This window comes from Shewanella sp. 10N.286.45.A1, assembly GCF_041470405.1.
Taxonomy (GTDB): domain Bacteria; phylum Pseudomonadota; class Gammaproteobacteria; order Enterobacterales; family Shewanellaceae; genus Shewanella.
This window is the reverse complement of the sequence record NZ_JBFRMK010000246.1, coordinates 1-21,127: the sequence shown is the minus strand read 5'-3', so window position 1 is coordinate 21,127 and position 21,127 is coordinate 1. Positions and strand designations below refer to the sequence as shown.

21 protein-coding genes and 1 pseudogene are annotated in these 21,127 nt (G+C 42.8%); 9 read left to right on the top strand and 13 right to left on the bottom strand.

Going from position 1 to position 21,127, the window contains the following annotated elements; translation table 11 throughout:
- Window positions 1-142: 142 nt before the first annotated feature.
- The 4 genes from AB4238_RS17190 to AB4238_RS17175 all read right to left on the bottom strand — a co-directional run bounded on the left by AB4238_RS17190 (window position 143) and on the right by AB4238_RS17175 (window position 5,237).
- A complete protein-coding gene (locus AB4238_RS17190; protein ID WP_372034541.1) occupies window positions 143-724 on the bottom strand; it encodes a sulfotransferase family 2 domain-containing protein in 582 nt (193 codons plus the stop codon).
- 503 nt (window positions 725-1,227) lie between these two features.
- Window positions 1,228-2,169, bottom strand: a complete 942-nt coding sequence (locus AB4238_RS17185; RefSeq protein WP_372034540.1) for a hypothetical protein — start codon at window positions 2,167-2,169, stop codon at window positions 1,228-1,230.
- A gap of 75 nt (window positions 2,170-2,244) precedes the next feature.
- Window positions 2,245-2,808, bottom strand: a complete 564-nt coding sequence (locus tag AB4238_RS17180) for a hypothetical protein (protein ID WP_372034539.1) — start codon at window positions 2,806-2,808, stop codon at window positions 2,245-2,247.
- A gap of 296 nt (window positions 2,809-3,104) precedes the next feature.
- Complete coding sequence (locus tag AB4238_RS17175; RefSeq protein WP_372034537.1) at window positions 3,105-5,237, bottom strand: TonB-dependent receptor family protein; 2,133 nt, start codon at window positions 5,235-5,237, stop codon at window positions 3,105-3,107.
- Between the two features lie 407 nt (window positions 5,238-5,644).
- Between AB4238_RS17175 and AB4238_RS17170 the strand changes: the two genes are divergently transcribed.
- Window positions 5,645-6,076, top strand: a complete 432-nt coding sequence (locus tag AB4238_RS17170) for a sterol desaturase family protein (RefSeq protein WP_372034542.1) — start codon at window positions 5,645-5,647, stop codon at window positions 6,074-6,076.
- A gap of 149 nt (window positions 6,077-6,225) precedes the next feature.
- Here the strand turns inward: AB4238_RS17170 and AB4238_RS17165 are convergent, their stop codons facing one another.
- From AB4238_RS17165 to AB4238_RS17155, 3 genes are all read right to left on the bottom strand, one after another.
- Complete coding sequence (locus AB4238_RS17165) at window positions 6,226-6,519, bottom strand: hypothetical protein (protein ID WP_372034536.1); 294 nt, start codon at window positions 6,517-6,519, stop codon at window positions 6,226-6,228.
- A 104-nt stretch (window positions 6,520-6,623) separates the two neighbouring features.
- Window positions 6,624-7,181 (bottom strand): hypothetical protein, encoded by a 558-nt coding sequence (locus AB4238_RS17160; protein ID WP_372034535.1) that lies wholly within the window; start codon window positions 7,179-7,181, stop codon window positions 6,624-6,626.
- Between the two features lie 707 nt (window positions 7,182-7,888).
- Complete coding sequence (locus AB4238_RS17155; protein WP_371991728.1) at window positions 7,889-8,035, bottom strand: hypothetical protein; 147 nt, start codon at window positions 8,033-8,035, stop codon at window positions 7,889-7,891.
- A gap of 158 nt (window positions 8,036-8,193) precedes the next feature.
- Here AB4238_RS17155 and AB4238_RS17150 point away from each other — a divergent pair, with 158 nt between their 5' ends.
- A complete protein-coding gene (locus tag AB4238_RS17150; RefSeq protein ID WP_372034534.1) occupies window positions 8,194-8,676 on the top strand; it encodes an NlpC/P60 family protein in 483 nt (160 codons plus the stop codon).
- A 265-nt stretch (window positions 8,677-8,941) separates the two neighbouring features.
- Window positions 8,942-9,475, top strand: a complete 534-nt coding sequence (gene mog / locus AB4238_RS17145; protein ID WP_372034533.1) for a molybdopterin adenylyltransferase — start codon at window positions 8,942-8,944, stop codon at window positions 9,473-9,475.
- 382 nt (window positions 9,476-9,857) lie between these two features.
- Here mog and AB4238_RS17140 read toward each other — a convergent pair whose 3' ends face one another.
- Window positions 9,858-10,037 carry a hypothetical protein gene (locus AB4238_RS17140; RefSeq protein WP_220738274.1) on the bottom strand — a complete coding sequence of 60 codons (180 nt, stop codon included), beginning with the start codon at window positions 10,035-10,037 and terminating at the stop codon, window positions 9,858-9,860.
- Window positions 10,038-10,173: 136 nt separating this feature from the next.
- Between AB4238_RS17140 and AB4238_RS17135 the strand changes: the two genes are divergently transcribed.
- Window positions 10,174-11,187: a GlxA family transcriptional regulator gene (locus AB4238_RS17135; RefSeq protein ID WP_372034532.1), complete on the top strand. Its 1,014-nt coding sequence runs from the start codon at window positions 10,174-10,176 to the stop codon at window positions 11,185-11,187.
- Between the two features lie 26 nt (window positions 11,188-11,213).
- On the opposite strand, the gene AB4238_RS17130 is transcribed toward AB4238_RS17135, so the two are convergent.
- The 4 genes from AB4238_RS17130 to AB4238_RS17115 form a co-directional block, all read right to left on the bottom strand.
- A complete protein-coding gene (locus AB4238_RS17130) occupies window positions 11,214-11,396 on the bottom strand; it encodes a superinfection immunity protein (protein WP_372034531.1) in 183 nt (60 codons plus the stop codon).
- A gap of 384 nt (window positions 11,397-11,780) precedes the next feature.
- Window positions 11,781-12,917 carry an ABC transporter permease gene (locus AB4238_RS17125; RefSeq protein ID WP_372034530.1) on the bottom strand — a complete coding sequence of 379 codons (1,137 nt, stop codon included), beginning with the start codon at window positions 12,915-12,917 and terminating at the stop codon, window positions 11,781-11,783.
- A 61-nt stretch (window positions 12,918-12,978) separates the two neighbouring features.
- Window positions 12,979-13,713, bottom strand: a complete 735-nt coding sequence (locus tag AB4238_RS17120) for an ATP-binding cassette domain-containing protein (protein WP_372034529.1) — start codon at window positions 13,711-13,713, stop codon at window positions 12,979-12,981.
- Window positions 13,714-13,723: 10 nt separating this feature from the next.
- Window positions 13,724-15,331, bottom strand: coding sequence for an alpha/beta hydrolase (locus tag AB4238_RS17115; RefSeq protein WP_372034528.1), 1,608 nt, complete (start codon window positions 15,329-15,331; stop codon window positions 13,724-13,726).
- 90 nt (window positions 15,332-15,421) lie between these two features.
- On the opposite strand from AB4238_RS17115, the gene AB4238_RS17110 reads away from it, so the two are divergent.
- The 5 genes from AB4238_RS17110 to AB4238_RS17090 all read left to right on the top strand — a co-directional run bounded on the left by AB4238_RS17110 (window position 15,422) and on the right by AB4238_RS17090 (window position 20,673).
- Window positions 15,422-15,793, top strand: a complete 372-nt coding sequence (locus AB4238_RS17110; RefSeq protein ID WP_220738279.1) for a GntR family transcriptional regulator — start codon at window positions 15,422-15,424, stop codon at window positions 15,791-15,793.
- A gap of 20 nt (window positions 15,794-15,813) precedes the next feature.
- Entirely contained in the window at window positions 15,814-16,659 is an 846-nt protein-coding gene (locus AB4238_RS17105; protein WP_372034527.1) for an ABC transporter ATP-binding protein, read from the top strand.
- Window positions 16,656-17,960 (top strand): hypothetical protein, encoded by a 1,305-nt coding sequence (locus AB4238_RS17100; protein ID WP_372034526.1) that lies wholly within the window; start codon window positions 16,656-16,658, stop codon window positions 17,958-17,960. The genes AB4238_RS17105 and AB4238_RS17100 overlap by 4 nt, the downstream gene beginning before the upstream one ends.
- A gap of 338 nt (window positions 17,961-18,298) precedes the next feature.
- Window positions 18,299-20,095, top strand: a complete 1,797-nt coding sequence (locus AB4238_RS17095; protein ID WP_372034525.1) for a long-chain fatty acid--CoA ligase — start codon at window positions 18,299-18,301, stop codon at window positions 20,093-20,095.
- 173 nt (window positions 20,096-20,268) lie between these two features.
- Complete coding sequence (locus tag AB4238_RS17090) at window positions 20,269-20,673, top strand: acyl-CoA thioesterase (protein ID WP_372034524.1); 405 nt, start codon at window positions 20,269-20,271, stop codon at window positions 20,671-20,673.
- An 11-nt stretch (window positions 20,674-20,684) separates the two neighbouring features.
- Here AB4238_RS17090 and AB4238_RS17085 read toward each other — a convergent pair.
- Window positions 20,685-21,127 (bottom strand): annotated as a pseudogene (locus tag AB4238_RS17085) (hypothetical protein); the annotation flags it as partial.

Below are 21,127 nucleotides of genomic sequence, written 5' to 3'. Positions count from 1 at the left end.
TCGATTCAATGCTTCTATTGCGGTGTTATGAGCTTTTCACTTCGCCAGCTAAGTTTTATCGCTCAAGCCTTGTACTAGAAGTATTATTCCTTATGGTAAAGAACCGAACAAAAACTAAGCTTGAAAGAGCAACAGCCCCTAATTAACTATCAAATTTATAATCAAAATACTCAATATCTTTAGCACATAGCTTATCAACAACCGATTTCGAAGTTACTGTATACTTGTCTCTGTAGTCGACTGGTCCGGTTTCGTTTAAATGAGGAATTATATTTAAACGAATACCTAATTTTAAAAAAATCCTGTGTACATCCTGCTGGTAATTTTCATGGCGCCCAATAAACTTAGTCACCAACACACCTTGATCATCACATAAATAGTCTAGCTGACTAAAACTAAAATCCTTATCTATCGAGTAATCTCTAGCAATTCGGGAGTAATTACAAACAAACTCTTCAAAAGTAAATTCAGATTGCCAATCAAGATTGTATTTAGTTAGTAATGCATACCAAGAGTATATCCTTGCCCACGGATTTCGTACGAACGAAAAAGTGACATAATCAGCAAAAGGCACAGATTGAGCTGCAGGTGATCTAGCGTGTGAATGTTGAAAAAGAGTTCGCTCAAAGGCTAAATTTTGCTGATGACAAATATTAGTAATAGAAGTACCACCTGTACGAGGGATGTGAATAAAAATAAACCGATGTGAATCACAAATAATCATGAGCTTTCCTATGCTAGATTGAGTTTTAAATGAGAGTTTCTCCTTGTTGATTAAACCATAGTAGCGAGTCTTGCTGTTTACACTTCCTGAGATATTTTTGCTGTTTTGCGCGGATTCAACCTCTATGGTGAGAGGCTAGATTGGCAAGAAATTAGTCTGTATAGATTCTGCGCCAATGTTCTTCTATATTGTTCATCTCTATCTGCTGGTTATCTTGTGCTCACTGGCTGTCAATTTTATCGGTGCTAATTATGGCGATGTATTTGGATTTACACATATTGCTTATGTATGGTTGGTGACCACTGTTTTGTCGCTGTTGTTATACTTCCTGACTAAGCGGTTTAGTCTGTATAAGCATCAAAGCAAACAAGCTTGGATCAAATACTTTTAGTCTTTTAATACAAGGGAGCTAGTACCTCCCTTGTAGTTGCTTAGACACCAATAAGGCATTTCTGTTAGATTATTGCTTGCCTTGAGGTTGGTTAATATTGAAGAAAAATAATCTATTTGATATCAGCCTTACTTTGGTAGGACTTATAAGCTTGTATTTGATCAAAGCTGAGTAAAGATTCAAGCGCAAATTGGTTGTTTTGTAGTTCCTCTGATGAAATAACAGTTTGATGTTGCGGATGAAAACTGCCAGATGCGCCTATGACCGAATCTAACTTTTGCGAGTTATGCTCTTTTATCAGTGACTGAATTTGTTCTTTTTGATAGTTATCTAGCGATGGTATAGCTAAGTTCAGTTCTGCTATTTGATGATTAATTTGTTGCTGTTGTTGCTGTTGTTGTTGTTCATTTTCAAATTTCAAATATTCAGACATTTGTTCCTGACTTAAAAATACACTTATTGCTTGTTCGTACTGAAATTGATTGTTTTCAGCTATTCTATTAAATTCTCCATTTAGAATTTTTACTTCAGACTCACTATAATTAGGTTGTCCAAACCTATTTACTGCTTCCATGTATGGGCTCATAGCATCAAAGTCAGCTTCAGCTTTTGCTGTCAATAGTGTTGCTAGTCGTTTTTGTTGTTCAGGGGGTAAAGCTAATCGTTTGGATACCAGCCCCGCCACAGTCGTTATTTGTTGTGGGATAATTGCTGTTTTAACATATTCAGCAGACTGGTATGGCTCCTTTAGAATTGCTTCTCTTTCTTTTTCTGCTTCAATTGCTGTAGTGAGTTGATCTAATGTTTTATCTCTTTCGTTTAGTTGAAGTTCTAGTAATTTAACTTGGGAAATCAGGGTGTCAATATTAGTTGAATTAACCTCTGTTGCTTTACAATCGTCAACAATAGATGGTTGCTTAAAGGTTGGTTTATATTCAGTAAGTTGTGAATTATTGAACTCAGAAGAGGAGCTCTTTGAAATCAATGCAATAGTGCTAGCGCCGAATAATATACCGGTTAAGGCAAATGAAAACTCTCTTTTTGTCAAAGGCATATAAACTCCCTTAATCGTATTTTGTAAGAGCAAGCCACAGGTTGAGAGTGTGTGGCTTGCGTTAATTTTATCAGCTTAAGGTTGTCCAGGTTCTCCTGGACCATCTGGGCTCCCATCGCAGCCTCTATCTGGAGTATTGCATGGTATTCTTACTAGCTTTCGTTCTGTATGCTCGGTATAGCCAATGATTCTTCGCTTATTTTCAGAGAGAATTTTTTGCGAAACTAAAGGAATGTAACCACGGTAATCAGCCCAGGCTAAACCGCGGCGAGTGTTATCTTTCCATTTCATACAGCGGCAACTGCTGTCCCACTCTAAGTTTTGAGTCGTCTCAGTGTACCAATAGGTTTCACTATGGCTAGCATATTGTTGTACCGGGCATGCGACGGTTTCAGCTACAATAGTGCTTTGCTGTGTGTTTCTATAATGGAGTAAAGGAAAGTCTGGCTGGTATTGTAAATGGCCAAGATAAATATTGCCTGAGTACGTGCACTGTCGTGTCTTTTCAACATAATTTTCGTAGATAGGGGTCTTGACTACTACATCTCTATACTCCCATTTGAAACCATATTTTGGACCTGCAAAAATGGCAAATGTTGTTAGTAAGAGACTTAAAGCTATGAGTCCTTTTTTTAACATGTTAATTCCTTTTTTTAATGAAATTTGAAAGTTGTGTAATGTTTAGAGTTGATTGCAGTGAGTAAGTTTGTCAGACGCCCTAAACGCAATTGGTAACTCTGCTGCATGGCTATACTATCAATATAAAATTACATTAGATTATGATTTGGTAGTGATTTTTATTCAGGGGGGGGACAACTAAAGGCTGATTCATAAGGTTTTTTACTAGCGCTTTATGTTATGTGCTTTTCTGTTTTATGAAGATAAAAAAGCTTCGCATTACGAAGCTTTTTAAGGGATGAAAACATAATTGAACGTTAGAAGTTGTAACCAATGTCTAAGCTAAATGAGCGACCTGGGGCAGGGACTTTTCCTGCTGGTGATACGTCTAACCCTCTAAAGAAGTACTCATTATCAAACAGGTTGTTGACTGATAAACCTAGCTTTAGGCCACTATCACCCTGTTTAAATAATTCTGCAGCAATGTTGAAGTTAACCACAGTGTATTCGGGTATTTCACCCGCTGTTCCCGATACGTTTTCTTCAACCGTATTGGCTAAATCGGCAAATGACTCACTGTAGTAGAAAGCCATTAGCCCTAGGTCAATATTTTTAATGCTGTATAAGGCACTTGCTGATAGTTGATGCTTTGAGGCGAAAGGTAATTGATTACCTGCATATTGTCCTTCGAGTTGTTCGGTATCTAGGTAGTTATAGGCGCCTGTTAGTGTGAGATCTGGCAATGACATCGGCGAGTAAGTCCCCTCTAATTCAATACCTTGGTTTTTAGTTTTACCGATATTAACGAACATGCTGATATCTCGGCTGTACTCTGCTTTATTCTCAAAGTCGATTCGGTAAGCTGCCAAGTTTAAGTTGCTGCGCGCTGTTGGGGTAAAGCGTACACCGGCTTCATAGTTCCACGATAACTCTGATTCTAATGTTTGCCCTTTAGGCCACAGTTGTGAAATTTGTGGGGTACGTAGTGAGCGCTGTGCATTGGCATAACCAAACCAAGTATCGGTAAACTCATAGCCGACAGTAATACCCGGTAGCCACTCCTGCACATGGTTATCTTGGCTATAATCTTGTCCGACGTTGGTGAACGTCATGCGTACATCTTCGTAGCGGATCCCCGGCGTAACTGACAGCCTATCACCAAGGAAGCCGATCTTATCGCTGATGTAATATGCCATCGCATTGGTATCCATCTGCCAATCTCGAGGGCGGACAGCGACTTGGGTTGTGTTGTCGATTTGGTTCAGTTGGTAGCTAATGTCTTCGTTAACATAACGTACCCCTGCGATGATGTGCTGAGAAATATCACCATCAAGCAGCAAACTGGCTTTGGGTTCAATGCCGAAAACAGCGAATTCACGCGGGGAATTACGTAAGTGTGTTGCGTCTTGAGTGGTGTCTGCCCAATGTGAGCCTAAGTCGCCGTCAGTGTCGCTATTTTGGTTATAGAAGTCCCATTGAAAATTACGCTTACTTTTATTGCCAAATACGGTTAGGTCAAGTTCACCGTAGTCAATGGTTTTTGAATCATCAAGTACGTGGTTGTAGTTGACCGAAATGCGTTTGGTATTGGCTTTAAACTCATCATTAGGACGTAATGACTGATTGCGGTCTTCATCGTATGCCACTGAGTTCAGCGCGCCGGGAAGTTCGGAAAAAGCGTCGTAATATTGCAGTGTTGCATCGAGGCTATTTTGTTCATCGATGTTCCAGATTGTTTTTAACATGATGTTAGTAATGTCAGTATCTGAGTGGTCTCTAAAAGATTCGCCTTTAATAAGGTTGGCGTCTACACGCATAGAGAAATCTTGGTTAACAGCGCCACCAGTGCTGATATTAGTGTCATACAGGTTGCGACTATCACCCAAGAAGGTGATGCGCTCATTAAGGTTAGTTTGCCAATCTTCTGAGATAGGCTTTGATACTAAGTTAATGACACCACCAACGTTGTTGGGGCCATATTGAATTGAAGCGCCGCCACGAGCAACATCAATTCTATCAATCATAAACAGCGTTGCTGGGAATAATGATTGACCGGTATGACCGTACGGAGCAAGAGTCATCGGGATGCCATCCAGCAAGATCTGTGCATAACCACTACGACTGCTATCTAAGCCGCGTACCGAGATATTGGGTAATACACCTGTACCAGTTTCATCTTTAATTTTTAGCCCGGGTACTTGTTGCAGTGCGGTATCAATGGAGCGCACTGCTGTGCGCTCTAATTGCTCTTGAGTGATGATAGAGCGGTTACCAGTGTAGGTCTTTAGATCGGCAACTTCTGAGTCACCCAGTAAACTACCTGTGACGACAATGACTTCTGTTGCTTGCTTTTTTTCACTTGGCTCAGCAAAGACAGTCGAGCAGTACAAGCTGCTTGAGATAGCGATTGCAATCGTGCTCAAGTTGAATAATTTTTTGCGGTTTAACATATGTTTCCCTACGTTTTACTTGGTATTTTTGAGTTACTTGAATATGTGGAAGAGTGCTCTGCGTTCCTCATAGAGTAAGCGGCTAAACGCTCTGTATTGAACTGTAAGTCTGTTTAAAAGTTAGCTTTTTGAACGCTGCTGTAGCAGTCACTCTTATTGCGGAATTAATTGAGGATGGTAATTATTATCATTTGCGTGGTCGTGATCAAGTGGTTTACTTGTAAAGGTTAGGTAATCAATGTCACCCAGTAAAATAGTATTATTTATTAGTGTATTACCGTTTTTATTTGGGTTTAATTTGATTGTAGAATTTTAGTGTAAATAACCCTTTCGGCTAGTTTTTAACGTTTTACTTTTAATGTAAGGCTACTCGGAAGAAGACCAGGCTTTAATCCCTTTAACTTCTTCTGCTGTGCAGCCTAAAGATTCAAGAAAGTCGGTATGTACCTCGGGTAGATCCCTTTCAAACCTTACTGCATACGGAAATCGTGAAGAAAATGATCCGCCCTATTGAAGCTGTCTTCAATACGCCATCGCACCATAGAGTGCATCATGCGACTAATCGGCAGTATCTTGATAAGAATTATGCGGGGATATTCATCATCTGGGACAAGATGTTTGGGACTTTCGCTGAAGAGAAAGAGCCTGTTACTTATGGTGTTTATCCTAGACTAAACAGTGTTAATCCCGTGCGTGTTTTCTTCTCTGGTTATGTGACCTTGCTACGGCGATTATGGCAAGCTCCTAGTTGGGGCTACCGTTTGAATTTGTTGGTGAAGTCACCAACATGGGCTTGGCAACAAGAGCAGTCCTCAAAAATAGATAAGAGGGTTAATTAGAGCGGGTTCAGCTGCAAGCGCTCCGCGACTCGGGGGATTATAGTAATGTGTTTTTTGCCTAGTCAGTAATGAATAGAAGCAAGAAGCCCTACCTGGTAATAGGCCACTAACAAGCTCGTTTCTTGTTAGTGGCATTCTTTAATTAGGCTTTATGGCCTTATGAAGTTTAAGTTTTCTTCTATTTCACCGTCACCGTTTTCGTCAACACTTAGGGTTAATACATCATCTACCACGGTTAAATAAAGTCCTAGACTGCTATCGGTGGCAAAGTCATTGAGCCCTGCTTCTGCATTTCCATCAAAGGTTTGGCTTACGGTAACTCGATTGGTATCTGTGTTTATGCTGTAGGTTCCCCATTCCATGCCTGACTCCTCATAGTCGTCATCTGAGTCGACTTCAAAAATAACGTAAGTGCTGTTATCAATGAATATGATGCTGAGCAAGTCATTATCGTCATCTATCGCATTCCAGCTTCCGATGATCCCGTTCTGAATATCTTGTTTCTCTAACTCTTCAGATAGATGCTCCAGTGCCGCCTCAGTATCGATTAGCTCTGATACCGCGGTATCTTCCCCCCATTCTCAATGGTTGCTTGTACTGCTGCTGAGGTCGCAAATTCAGTTGTCGACATGCTGAAGTTAACAGGCTCTGCGTTATCAACCGCTGTTTGGGTGATGCTAATGCCATTACTTGGATCACCATCTTGATCTAGGGTTTGCAGTAGTCTGGCTATATTGATTACAGCGGTATTGGTGACATCATCGGTTGCGGCAATACTAAAGGGGACGATGCCAGTTGCAGCTGTTGCTGGGAACTCTAAGCCTCCAATGAAGAAAGTGACCGTTTCACCAGGTAGGTACTGATATTTACCTTCTGCATCAGTGGTGCCGCTAAGTGTTTCGGTTCGATAGCCAATGCCGATAACGGCACTATCTAGAAATACACCTGTGTCGGGTGTAGTTGTTACGGGTACTGGTTGTGATAACGTTTCCGGCTCTGGGGCATCATCACTGCTGCTACAGGCAACGAGAGTTAATAAAACCAATAAAGTAGTTGTGACCGAGTATTTATAATTGGAATTACAGGCAAGACTAGGTTTAAACATATCAAGCTTCTAGTTAGACGATTTGCTGCTGCGGCTCATGTTCAAAATATCCATCTCAGAAGCGACAACATAATTGAGTTCACTCTAGGTTTAACACAAAAGTTTCTCGATAAAATTATGTCATCGCCGAGTTCAAGACATTTCAGCAACTTTCATATTTATTGCTACCGCTGTAATTGTGAATCAATCACTTAGGAAAGTATTTTGTCTATTCAGGCAAGTTTTACTTTGGGTGTGGTGAATTCAATTATCATTAAAATCCAACGCCAATCGATGTTGATGACTATTTTTATATTACTCTCAATATTACTGTCAGGCTCATAGAGCCTCTATGAAAGGGGCTGGTTTTTGTGCTGCGTATTGCCGAAAACCTACCTATACCAATTAGGATAAGAAGTTGAGCTACTCAGAATGGTTGTTGCAAATTAATTCAATGCAGATGAATCCAAAGTGAGTAATAACATTATGGCTATTCCCTTATGAATTTATTCCTTACCGATGTTAGCAGAAAAAAAGCTTAGATATAATTCACTTTTAGTGAATATATATTGCTTTTGTGTGAGAATAAAAAAGGAAGTTTTCTGAGACTGTATCGATAGTATTTTTGTGGTGCTTAATCTATAAAGAGTATGCTGGAAATCAGAAGTTAAATATGAACACTTGTTTTAAAACCGCCTCAAAAGTTAACCTTCGAAGCGGATTTTTGCCTAATTGTAACCAAGAATATAACTCGGTGTTTCATCCTCCTGCTCGTAGGTGTATAGCTGGCTTTCATGCAGTGTTGAATCCTCTTCTGTCGTTTTTGAATGTTCAATTTCACCCTGTTTATAGTTATTAATGATATATTTTTCCATTACAACGTCCTTTAATTTAACTAGCGCTCTCCTTATATATAGTTTAAATAATTTACTTTGCTTGTTTCTATGCTAATTAATTTCATATTTGCTAATTTAAAATATAGCTTGGGTAATAATTAGTCTTGTTTATGACGAAATGTTCACTACGGAATGATATGAAATTTTTTGTGGTTTTAAGTTTATTACTTTTATTAAATGCCTGTTCAAGCGCGCCTGAACGTAATGAAAAAGGCTCTGTTTACTCTGGAGGGAAGGGTAATCTAGAAAACATTAGTGCAGTAAAAAGTCAATTAATGCAATTACATAAAGAATGGAAAGGTACACCTTATCGACTGGGTGGCTTGAGTAAGCAAGGTGTTGACTGCTCTGGTTTTGTGCAAGTAGGTTTCCAGCAAAAATTTGGCCTAACATTGCCGCGCACCACTGATGAACAAAGAGCTGTAGGCAAAAGTGTCAGTAAAAATAATTTGAGGCCAGGGGATCTGGTTTTTTTCAAAACAGGTTGGAGTACACGACATGTTGGGATCTACATAGGCAACCATCAGTTTTTACATGCTTCAACGAGCCAAGGGGTGATGATCTCCAGTTTGGACAATAGCTACTGGAAGCAAAAGTACTGGCAGTCGAGAAGGCTTTAGCTGTGTGGCTTTAGCCATTGCTATAACGCATATTCTGATTACTCTCAAAGCTGCACCCTTAAGTTGGATTGGTAACTATTAGATATTTATCAAATCTCGCTAGTTAACTTTATGCTACTTTAAAGCCATTCTTGCTGGCATCTATTTAGTCAGAGTTTATGCACGCTTAGTAAGAACTGATATTATAGCCTCAACAGATTTATTACATTCGAAGCAGGTTGGCGGCGGATGTACTCGCAACAGATTAAAGTGAAAGGATTAAGCAATGAGCAAAGCAAAAATAGGTATTGTTACTGTCAGTGATCGCGCTAGTGCTGGTGTGTACGAAGATCTATCAGGTAAGGCAATTATTGACGTACTTAATGAGTACCTTACGTCTGAGTGGGAGCCTGTTTATAAGGTCATTCCTGACGAAACTGATGCGATTGAAGCAACGCTAATTGATATGGCGGATGTGCAAAACTGTAGCCTAATTGTCACTACTGGCGGCACAGGTCCTGCTAAGCGTGATGTTACCCCTGAAGCAACTGAAGTGGTATGTGATCGCATGATGCCAGGTTTTGGCGAGTTGATGCGTGCTGAGTCATTGAAGTTTGTGCCGACTGCGATTTTATCTCGTCAAACCGCAGGTCTTCGTGGTGATTCTTTAATTGTTAACTTACCGGGCAAGCCTAAATCTATTCGTGAATGTTTAGATGCGGTATTCCCTGCAATTCCTTACTGCATTGACCTTATGGATGGCCCATTCCTTGAGTGTGATGAAGCGGTAATTAAGCCTTTTAGACCAAAAGCAAAGTAGCTCGCTTAAGCTGGTTTTAAATACTCATAAGCCCGAATCAACTCGGGCTTTTTTGTGTCAGGAACACTTATGCCAAAACCCATGGATGGGATAGTTTTGGTATTTGTGTCAGGAACACTTATGCCAAAACCCATGGATGGGATAGTTTTGGTATTTGTGTCAGGCCATAAATGTTCCATTCATTTATTGGCATTCCCTCCGTCCTTGGAGGTCCGCACATAAATGTTCCATACATTTATTGGCATTCCCTCCGTCCTTGGAGGTCCGCACATAAATGTTCCATTCACCTATTGGCATTCCCTCCATCCTTGGAGGTCCGCACATAAATGTTCATTCGGTAACTGCGTCCTGCGTTATTCTATTTGCTAAGTTCAAAAGGTTGCTAACATTTGTTGTTGCATAAGCTGGCGGCATTAAGCCCAGTGATGAGTAGCAAAGCAGGGATCATTACGAAGTGCACCATCGCATTGGGCTCGATACTAAAGTTGAGCCAGACCAATAGTGCCCAGCTCAATAACCAATAACTGACGCTGAATAGATGTTTAGTAGAGAATGACTTCATAACGAACTCCTTGATTTGTCGCTGGTGCCTGTTTGGTTGGACTCATAACAACTTGGATACAGTTTAAATTCTGGACAATTAGTAGATAAGTGGCATTATTGACAAAATAAAGGTGATTAGTGACAGGTGGGTTTCTGTGAAAAGAATCGTAGTGTTAGCTGCAGATAATGCAGTTGCTGGTGGCATCATCAGTTTTATGGATGTATTTAGCTTCTGTAATACTTACTGGAAGGTGACACAAGCCAATGCTGAAGAGGATCTGTTTGAGTGTAAAATTCTGTCACCTAACGGAGAACCAATTAGCAGTGACTATGGCTTATCACTGCCTGTCGTGCCTCACGCAGATGCCGAACATTATTTATCACATGCCGATGCGGTAGTCGTTGCTTCATCCACCATCACCAACCGCACAGAGCTAGAAAGTTACTTAAAAGCATTTCACCCACATATGTCGAGCCTGCATCAGTTCGCTCAAACGGGTAAGCCGATAGCTGCCTACTGCTCAGGAACGTTGGTGTTAGCGGCAAGCGGTTTACTCGACGGTAAAACCGCGACTTGCGTCTGGTGGTTGGCCGAGCTATTTAAGCGTCGATTCCCAAAGGTTAATTTATGCATGGATCACTTAGTCATTAACGATGGTCAGCTGCATACTGCAGGTGCTACTACAGCTAACTTAAGCTTAGCGTTGCAACTGGTTAAACAGCTGGTTGGTGAGCAGATTGCCACCCAAATGGCTAAGGTTTTACTTATCGACCCCAACCGCATCTCGCAGCAACCTTTTATGACACTAGATGCAGAGCCGCAGCATAAGGATCTGCTCGTCAGCCGTATTCAAGATTGGATGCAACTGCATTTAGCTCAGAGTTTTTTATTGGATGATATTGCCGATAAGTTTGCCGTAGGTAAGCGTACTTTAATCCGCCGCTTTAAAAAGGCACTCAATGAAACGCCAGCAAGCTACATGCAACGACTTAGAGTGGATGAAGCCAAACGCTTACTGGAAACCACTGAGTTAGCATTAGAACAGATAGTGATTAAGGTCGGCTATGAAGATGTAAGTTCTTTTAGAAAGTTATTTATTCAGTTAACCAGTGTATCGCCCAGAGCCTATCGGCAAAAGTTTAATACTCACAGTTGCTGCGAGTATTAAATTCATTCACTGGCAAGAAAGTGAGCTCAAGTTTGCTTCTGACTCCGATTGGCGTACTTATCGATTGCTTTTCCTGTGGTAGCCCAAACCAGTACGCCACCCCAAGCAATCAGTGAAAAGCCTGCAGGAATACAAGCGACTAATATTAATTTGAAATGTTTGCGGTTGAATACCAGTGCCAGTAGCGCTGGCAGAAACCATAGAAACACCACCACTACGGCAAGTAATGCTAAGAATATATACCCGTTCTACCTGAAGATGCAGGATTCAGTGGGAATTTAATAGACTTTAATCACGGCATTGATTGCCACTAATGGTCATTCCCTTGGTAAAATCAATAACACTGAGTAAAGTCTATTAAAGCCCATCGCAGAAGGCTTTGTGCTTGCCCACTTCGTTGTTGCATCAATTTAAAAGGGAATAACCATTTCTACATTAATGCGCCTAGAATTGAACAGCCACAATGCCTCTGAAACGAGCACCTGCAAGTAGAATGGGTATAGTTATCACTAGCTAAAATATTATCGATAAATTCCATTTTACTCATCTCCTATATTAAGCCTCTTAAGTCACTAAGAGGCTTATTGTTTTACTTATAAACCAAAGACAATTTTTTCGCTTTTCAGTGACTTTTGCATACCCATTGCTAAGCCTGCCGAAATCACCAATGTGGTAATGGATGACACTGCGAGTTGTACAACTGGTAGCTCACGACCCTTGATAAACTCCATCAAGGCTTGTAGCTGGCCTGATACTGGTAGCCACTGCAAGGTATCGGGAGCAATATCATAGCTGGCTGCCATTGCTAACATCATGGGTAAAATGAGCACTATGGTGAGGTACGACTGGGCTTCCTTAAAGCTCTTAGCCATAAACGATACAAACAACTGCAGGCAAGCGGCCATTATGGCAACGGGAAGGCCGATTAGCATCATCATGCCGATGAAGTTGCCATTAACGCTGACGCTAAAGCCTAGCTCCTGCCAAGGGACAAAGCTGTAAGCAAACTTCGATACGATTAAGGTCAATAACAGGCCTATCATCGCAAAGATGGTCACGGCGAGAATTTTAGATAATACAATCTGCCCTGTTGATACTGGATGGCTCAGCAATAACGCTAACGAGTTACGCTCGCGCTCACCGGCACTGGTATCAATCGCGAGGTTCATGCCTGAAATAAACACCGCGTAGATCATCGTCATAGTGGCAATACCCAAAATCATGCCTGCTTTTGAATCTGGTGTAGCTTGGTCCTCTACATTTAGCTTAATAGGCTGCATGACTCGCGGGTCAATACCGCGAGCAATTAAGCGTAAGCTGCCCATTTCAGAACTGTACGCTTGCAAGCGTTTTTCGAGGCGGCGAATCGATTTTTGTAGCTTCTCATTGGATGCATCGGCAATAAGGGTAACGTCAGCGCTGATCCCTTTAGCCATATTGCTGGCGTAATCATCACTGATGACCAACAAAATATCCTTGGTATTCTCACCGTCGGTTTGGTTAATCCCTTTGCTAGATAAGTACTTCACTAGATCGGGAGCGCCTTGCGGGTTGTCGATGTTGATATTCAAATCTTCTGGGCTCGTTAACTGGCCGATCAACATAAAGAACATGCCGCACATCAGCAGTGGTGCGCCCATCGCATAGTAAAGCCCAGCCATTACCGAGCGTTTGTCTCGTGCGGCATCAATAAGCTCTTTGCGGAGCATGGTGATTATTTTATTACTCATTTCAATATCCTTTTGTTGCCGTTGTGCTGGGCTGCATTGCGTATTTTTATTATTGAATGCATCATGCGGCAATCCCTTCATCGGTGCCGATAAGCTGAATAAAGGCATCTTCTAGTGAAGCTTTGCCCGTTTGTTGACATAGGGCGTCAGGGCTACCAACGGCAACAACTTTACCTTCTGCCATCACAATCACTTGGTCGCACAGTGCGGCAACTTCCTGCATCACGTGGCTGGAAAACAGTACACAGTGACCTTGATTTTTAAGGTCTCGCAATATGTCACGTAGTACTCGAGTGCTCATTACATCTAGCCCTCGTGTCGGCTCATCGAGAATAATATTGGTTGGCTGGTGGACAATGGCTTGTGCCAGTGCGGTTTTCATTCGTTGACCTTGAGAAAAGCCTTTGCACTGCCTGTCTGCAATATCAGCTAGGTGCAGTTTCTCAATCACATTGCTGGTGGCTTGTTTGGCATCTTTACGCGATAAACCATTGAGCTCGGCAAAGTAACTGATGTACTCCCGCGGGGTTAAACGTTCGTACAGACCAAATGGGTCGGGAAATAATCCCAGCTGCTGCTTGGCTGCAACCGGTGATTTGGCAATGTTAATCCCGTCGATTTCAGCGATACCATTGTCGGGTTTTAGTAGGCCAAACACTGTGCGTAAACAGGTTGTTTTTCCCGCGCCATTAGGGCCAAGTAACCCTGTGATCTGACCGTCGAGAGCTGAGAAACTTAAATCATTCAGCGCCTGCACATCTCCGATGCGTTTTGACAAGTTTGATACTTTAATCATCAGTGTTTCCTTACTTATTCAGGGCTTGTTGTGGGCTCAAAGCTTTGTCAGCATCGGCACTTAACGTGGTTTCTTGCTCATTACCATTGGCTGGAATGGCTTCAACAGTACTGGCATTTAAATAGAAATTACGGCGAGTATCTTTGCTTAAACACTCTGCGTCGATGTCGGTTACCGCACCTTTTTCGACAAGTTCGGCAATTAAGTTATTGCCACAAGATTGGTAGGCAACCCCATGAGTCGCATAAGGGGCGATAAAGTGTTTGGCATTGGTTAATTTTTCCATCGCCATCTCTCCCCAACTTGGCGGTGTGGCAGGATCTAATTCTCCAGATAACAACAGAGTAGGAATGTCACTGGCGATGGCTTGGCTGAAACTGTCGTCAACAGCAGGCATGTTCCATACGGCACATGACTGCTCAAAGGTCTTGAGCATCTCTTTACCGAAATAGTTTGCAGCTGTTGTAGCACGTAGTTCAGGTGTTAATCGCTGCCAATCTTCGCCACATACCACTGAGGCATGCATGCCCATAGCGATGCCTGTACTGTCCATTGACATGGCATAGAGACCGGTAATGGGTTGGAAATTACCTTTCGAAGCTTGGTGAATGGCGTGGGGGATCAGTGCTCGGACGCTGGGCGAGTAAAGTGCCATGCGCAGCGCACCTTTAAACTTACTGCGAGTCATGGTGAGTTGGGTTGCTTCGCCAGTGGTTGGATCTGCAATAGTGCTTATTTTCGGCGCTTCAGCCAGTTCGCTATCTACTTTTTCTAGATCGGCTGCGAGCTGTGGAAACTGCTTATGACATAAAGTATTGTTGCTACAATCTTGGAACACCAGCTCAAAAGCACGGGCAATCGCATCACCAATCGCCAATACACTTTGCTGCATCGGCACGACACCATCTAAGGTGACCGTGGCTAAATGTTCAGGGTAGTGACGCATATAAAGCTGTGCCATGCGAGTGCCATAAGAGACTCCATAAAGGTGCAACTTTTGATAGCCTAGATGGGCTCTTACCGCTTCAAAATCTTTCAGTGCGGGTAGGCTGCCATATTGGGTAACATCGGCGTCTAATTCATCTAAACACTTTTGGGTTTCGACGTGAGTATCAAAGTCGCTTTCGTTAATCGCCAGTGCATTGTCAAAGCCATCACCGATGCATTGCAGTTGGTTTGATTGGCCAGTACCACGCTGATCGATCAAGATAACGTCTCGAGTTTGGCGCACCTTAGTGAGCATCTTATCGAAGCCTTGGGCATTCTCTATCGCTGATTGCCCTGGGCCTCCTGCAATCGCTAACAAGGCTTCACTTTTGCCACTGCTCTTAATTGCTGGCATCACCACGTAATGTATTTGAATCTGCTTGCCGTCTGGTTTGGCGTAGTTTTCCGGTACGCTGACCGCGCCGCAGTTCATCTGCTCTGATAGCCCGTCAACATAACAGCTGCTAGCAGTGCTTGAGGCTGAAGTTGTCGTTGAAAGCGTAAGTGGCTGCGAATGAACAGAAGGAAGCAGTACAGCTGCCCAAATGGCAACTGCGATGGCAACTTTTTTACGGCGTGTCAGAGTTGGACAAACTCCTGCTCGTAATTGCGAATACATTCCGTGGTGCATGATACTGATTCCTTTTTGCAATTTAGCGGGTATATGTTAACTTGTTACTGTATCGGTGTATCAATGTATTAATACAGTGACTAAAGGCTAATGTTAGAGCAACTAAATGTCAACCCTAGTAGTGGTGAACCAATTTATAAACAATTAAGCGAGCAGATCGTGCGCTTGATTGTGGGCGGCCAGCTACAAAGTGAGCAAGTATTGCCGTCAGTACGGCAGATGGCTGAGCATTTAACGGTAAACCCAATGACGGTGAGCCGAGCGGTGCAACAGCTGGTGGAGCAAGGTTGGCTTGAGCGCCGCCGTGGCCAACCTACTCGCGTGGCACAACGTGAGCAAAGTGATATCACCTCCAATGAACAATTATTACACCCGCAGATTGACGCGGTTGTTGAGCAGGCTAAACAACTCGGCATCAGCTTAGATGCGCTAAAAACACTGCTTGGTGATCGCTGGAAGTAACATTTAAAGGATTTTTTTCGATGGATATGAATGAAACACCAATTTTAGTCTGCAAGCAGCTGACAAAAAAATTTGATGATAAAGTCGCGCTTAATGGGTTAGAGATGGCGCTGTACCCTGGAATGGTTGTGGGTTTACTGGGGCAAAATGGCGCGGGTAAATCGACCTTAATGCGCTGCGCTTTAGGGATTATACAAGCAAGTTCTGGCAGTATTGATGTGCTAGCAACGCCCGTTGAGCAGATGACGTCAGAGATAAAAACGCAAATAGGTTATGTGCCGCAGCAACCTTTTGGTTATGAGGGCTTTAGTGTATCTAAAGCGCTGGATCTGCATCGGAGTTTTTACCCTGAGTGGGACAGATCATTAGAGGCTGAATGGCTACAACGATTCGATCTTGATGCTAAACAGCAGGTGCAGCGTTTATCGGTTGGACAACGTCAGTCGTTAGCACTGATTATGGCAATGGCTTATCGACCTAAACTGCTGATCCTTGATGAACCTGTTGCCAGTTTGGATCCCATCGCCAGACGTAAATTTATGGCCGATCTGTTTGAATTAGCACTCGAGTCAGGCTCTTGTGTGCTGTTCTCTTCTCATATCACTTCCGATCTTGAACGGGTTGCTAGCCATCTCGCGCTGATTAAGCATGGCGAGCTGGTGATATTTAAAGAGATAGATGAGCTGAGAGAACAAGTGAGACTATTAAAACTGAGTGAGTCTGCCACGCTGCCTGTCGAGTTAAATGAACTGCATCGAAATGGCAATAATGTGCTGGTTGATAACTATCAACAGCAACAGTTTACTGGGCTTATCAGTGCTAATGCACTTAATCTAGAGCAGCTGTTTATGGAGCTGCACTCATGAATAGGGCCTTCATAACCTCGGGTAAGTGGTTAAAAGGCTCTATTCGGCTGTGGTTATTTGATCTTGGTTGCGCCAGTTTTCTGGGGGTTGGCTTACTGGGATTATTTATGGCATTAGCTATGCCTTTTATGCTCCCTGATGACGCTGAGCGCAAAGTCGACACATTAATGCTGTTGATGAATATGTTTGTCGCTTCAACTTGTGTCGCTATCGGTTGGCAGATGAACCGCTTAGCCGCTACAGAGTGGGCCGCTATTGTGCCCCAATATCGGCAAAGTGTTCTGCTTCAAGCGCTTACATTATTGATAACAAGCCTTATCATCGCCACCATTTTTTTAGCTGTACATAACGCATTTGATAAGTTTGATGAGCTACTGCTGACTCTATTATTCGGGCTCGGTTTTCTCTATTTTAGCTTGAAGAATAGCAGTGCTTTCCATCTGTCATTTGTATTGTATATCTCTTTGCCCATGCTGCCTTATTTGGCTGAACTGTTGCCTGCAACAGGTAGTGTTTTGTTATTGTTTACAGATCTGGTTTTGGCAGCGCTTTTATGGCGCAAGCTATCAAGGTTTGGTTGGAATAGTAAAGCGCGTATTGTTTACCTTAATGGTCTAGAGATGGGCTGGTTTTGGTTGCCATCACTTAAGTCTTCCAAGCTGCTTAACCGATTCGAGCGCTATCTGCACCCCGCTAACTATTTCATTGGCCCTATGCTGACAATGATGTTGCTAGCAATGCCACTCGTCACGCTGTTTTTAGCACTTGGGGCATATTTACTCGATGTGCAGTTGCCTGTGCTATTTCTGTTGATTCAGTTTAGTAGTATCGCGTGCGCCATGTTGCACTGGAGCCGTATTCAACGTTGGCGTGCGGTTGAAAGCCTATTTGTATTACCGGGCTTTGATGGCAAACAGGGCATGATTAATGCCTTCATGTTAGCCCAATACCGTTTACTGGCCATATTAACGGTTAGCATGATGGTGACTGCAGCATTAGTCAGCTTGCTATCACCACTGATGAGTTTGTCGGTTTGGCTACACATAGTCTTGAGTAATGTGATTGGTTGCGCGGCGATATTAGGTTTAGGCTCGATGTGTCGCACTTCAATGCAGATCTCCGCCACAATCTTTTTTGTCGCACTGCAATCTGGCTGGGTATCATCTTCGCTTTCTACGGTGCAAAGTGGCGGAGATATTTGGCACTGGGTAGCTTGGGACGTTCCGTTGCTAATATTAGCGTTTTTCTGTCTTTGGTACGGCAAATATCGCCTATGGCGTGGTGACCTATTGTCTAGTTAACTGTTTGAAACTGTTATCAACCGGCTGGTTTTGTTGTGTTACGGATTACTGGTTTTTATTGCTTGGCACTTAACGGCTATGTTTGAAATCAATATAGAATTAATTAGCCAACCTTTTTAGCGGCGCAATTACATACACTTGTTACTGAGGTGTTTCTGTTTTAATTGAGCTGGTTAGCTTAAGATATTTTTTGTTAATCGAAGGCCGTTCATCAGCATGAGCGGTCTTTTTTTGTGTTTGACTTAACACTAATAGAGCAAAAGCTCTTAGTTTTTGAGCGAACTTCGAGTAAACTTACTTTAAAGCGGAACACTTGTAAGCTAAAAGGTAGTTATTTTATGTCACTCGAGTCATTTCATGTTATACGTCTTATACAGCAACAGAGCCAAGCACTTGGCGATGCGATAGCACTCGAAGGATTCGAAATGGCCGCGCCTTGGCATCAAGTTAGTTGGGGCCAGTTTGATGTTATCACCTCAAAAATTGCACGGGTGTTAATCCAGTTTGGCATAGAGTCGCAAGACCGTGCAGTGATCCTTTCACAGAACTGTCCGCAGTGGACTTGTGCTGATTTAGGCTTATTAAAGGCTAAAGCGGTTGTTGTGCCTATCTACCCAACTAGCACTTTAGAACAAGCTGCTTACATAGTTAACGACGCACAGGCTAAACTTATTTTTGCTGGCGACGCTGAACAATACGCTATGGCGTGTGATTTGGTTGCCCAGTGTGATTCAGTATCGCGGATTGTGGTTTTTGATAAGAGTGTGCCGTTACAAGATAGCTGTAATCACTTTTACTTAGATGCTCTGCTGGAGCGAGAGCTCGATAAGGTCGCTGATACTGAGTTGCAAAAGCGACTCGCCGATACCAGTCTTGATGATTTACTCACGCTTATATACACCTCTGGCACCACGGGTGAGCCCAAAGGGGTGATGTTAGATCATCGTAATATCGCATCGACAGTGCGCCAACACGATCAGAAGATGAACTTCGAAACTGGCGATACTTCATTGGCATTTTTGCCATTAAGCCATGTATTTGAGCGTGGCTGGAGCTTCTATGTGCTTTGTCGCGGTGGTCACAATGTTTACCTGCAAGATCCAATGACTGCAAAAGATGCCATTACGGCAGTGCGTCCGCATACATTATGTGTTGTGCCGCGTTTCCTAGAGAAAGTTTACAGCGCAGTACAAGATAAAGTGAGTAAAGCCCCCAATGCACGACAGAAAATGTTTGCTTGGGCGATGTCAGTGGGTGAGCGCCAGTTTGAAGTCAGCCAAGGCCGCGCTAAAGGCTCTGCAATGTTGAATTTGCAGTGGGCAATAGCCAACAAGCTAGTTTATAGCAAGCTGCAACAGGTATTGGGTGGTCGTCTTAAATTTATGCCTTGTGGCGGTGCTGCGCTAGACACTAAAGTGGCTAGCTTCTTCCATAGCATTAATGTACCTGTGTTGTGTGGTTACGGTATGACTGAAACCACTGCAACAGTGACCTGTAATACCTTGGGTAACAGAGTGACAGGCTCAAATGGACAAGTATTACCAGAAACCGAGATTAAGCTTGGTAAAGACAACGAAATTCTTGTTCGTGGTGATACCGTTATGCGTGGTTACTATAACCGCCCGCAAGAAACTGAAGAAACCTTTGAAGATGGCTGGCTTAAAACCGGCGATGCGGGTCACATTGACGAAAACGGCAATCTGTTTATCACTGACCGTATTAAAGAGCTAATGAAAACCTCAAACGGAAAGTATATTGCCCCGCAGCGTGTTGAGGGCAAAGTCGGCTGTTGTCCATTCATCGAACAGGTAGCGATTATTGCTGATGCGCGTAACTACGTTACCGCATTGATTGTGCCTGCATTCGAGTCTTTAGAGGTATGGGCAAAAGAGAAGGGCGTACATTATGAATCGCCACTTGAGTTGCTGCGTCATTCCCATGTTGTAGAGCACTTTGAAGAGCGCTTAAAGACCTTACAAACAGAGCTTGCAGGGTTTGAGAAAATTAAAAAATTCACCTTACTGCCAGATGCATTTTCAATGGAAGCGGGTTTAATCACGCCAACAATGAAGCTACGCCGTAAGGTTATTTACAATAAGTATGCGCGAGAAATCGATAAGATGTATGCGCGGTAAAAGATTAACACAGCAATAGAAAAGGGATGCCATGCATCCCTTTTTGCTATCTGGCTTAAAGTAAGTAGAGCAGGTATAACTCGAGGTGAGCAAATACTGCGTTGAAAAAGAAATATCGGTAGAATGAATCGATAACATGCCAACAATAATAACAAGCATAAGGAAGAGACAGCGTGCAGCAGAGTGAATTTAGCTTAACCATACAACCGCGTTTTTGTGAAACCGATGCGTTAGGTCATATCAATAACACGGTGATCCCAGTTTGGTTTGAAGCGGGCAGAGAACCGATTTTTAAGATCTTTAATCCACAGCAAGACTTGTCGAAATGGAACCTCATTGTCGCAGGTTTTACTATCGCCTTTAACGCACCGACTTACTTTGCAAGTGACGTGACAGTCAAAACTTGGGTTAGTCGCATTGGCAATAGTAGTTTCGAGCTCACTCAGAGTTGTTGGCAAAACGGCAAAAAAACCGCAGAAGCGCAAACGGCGATGGTGCATTACGATTATGCCACCGAGAAAAGTGTGCCTTTGAGTGAAGAGGTACGGCAACAGCTGGCTTTGTTAACGGGTGAATAGCGTCATCCACGTTATTCCATCTCAATAATGATGAAGCTGCAGTTTAGCGGGGCAAACTCGACTTCTTTTAATGGAGTGAATAGTTGCGCGGGGCTATCGCCTCGCCAGGTTTGTCTGGTTATTTCTGTGCGAAGATAATGTTGCTGTTGCTGCATTAACTGAATAACTAGCATCTCCCCATCAAACTGCCACTGGCCTTGATAGCTATCTAGCTGCTCTAATTCTGTATCTAACACTTCATGTTCGAGGGTGACATTACCGCCTGGATTTAATGCTAATAGCGTGTCGCCTGCTGTGCAGTTGTCGCTTCTTAACCAGCTAGGAGGCGTGGCTGTAGAATGACTGCCGCGGATATAGAGCCCGATATTATCGATACTGTAAAAGTGTTTTCCCTCTGCAAATTTATAGGTTTGCGGCTGGTTAAACCCAAGTTGTTGTAATACCAATTGCATTA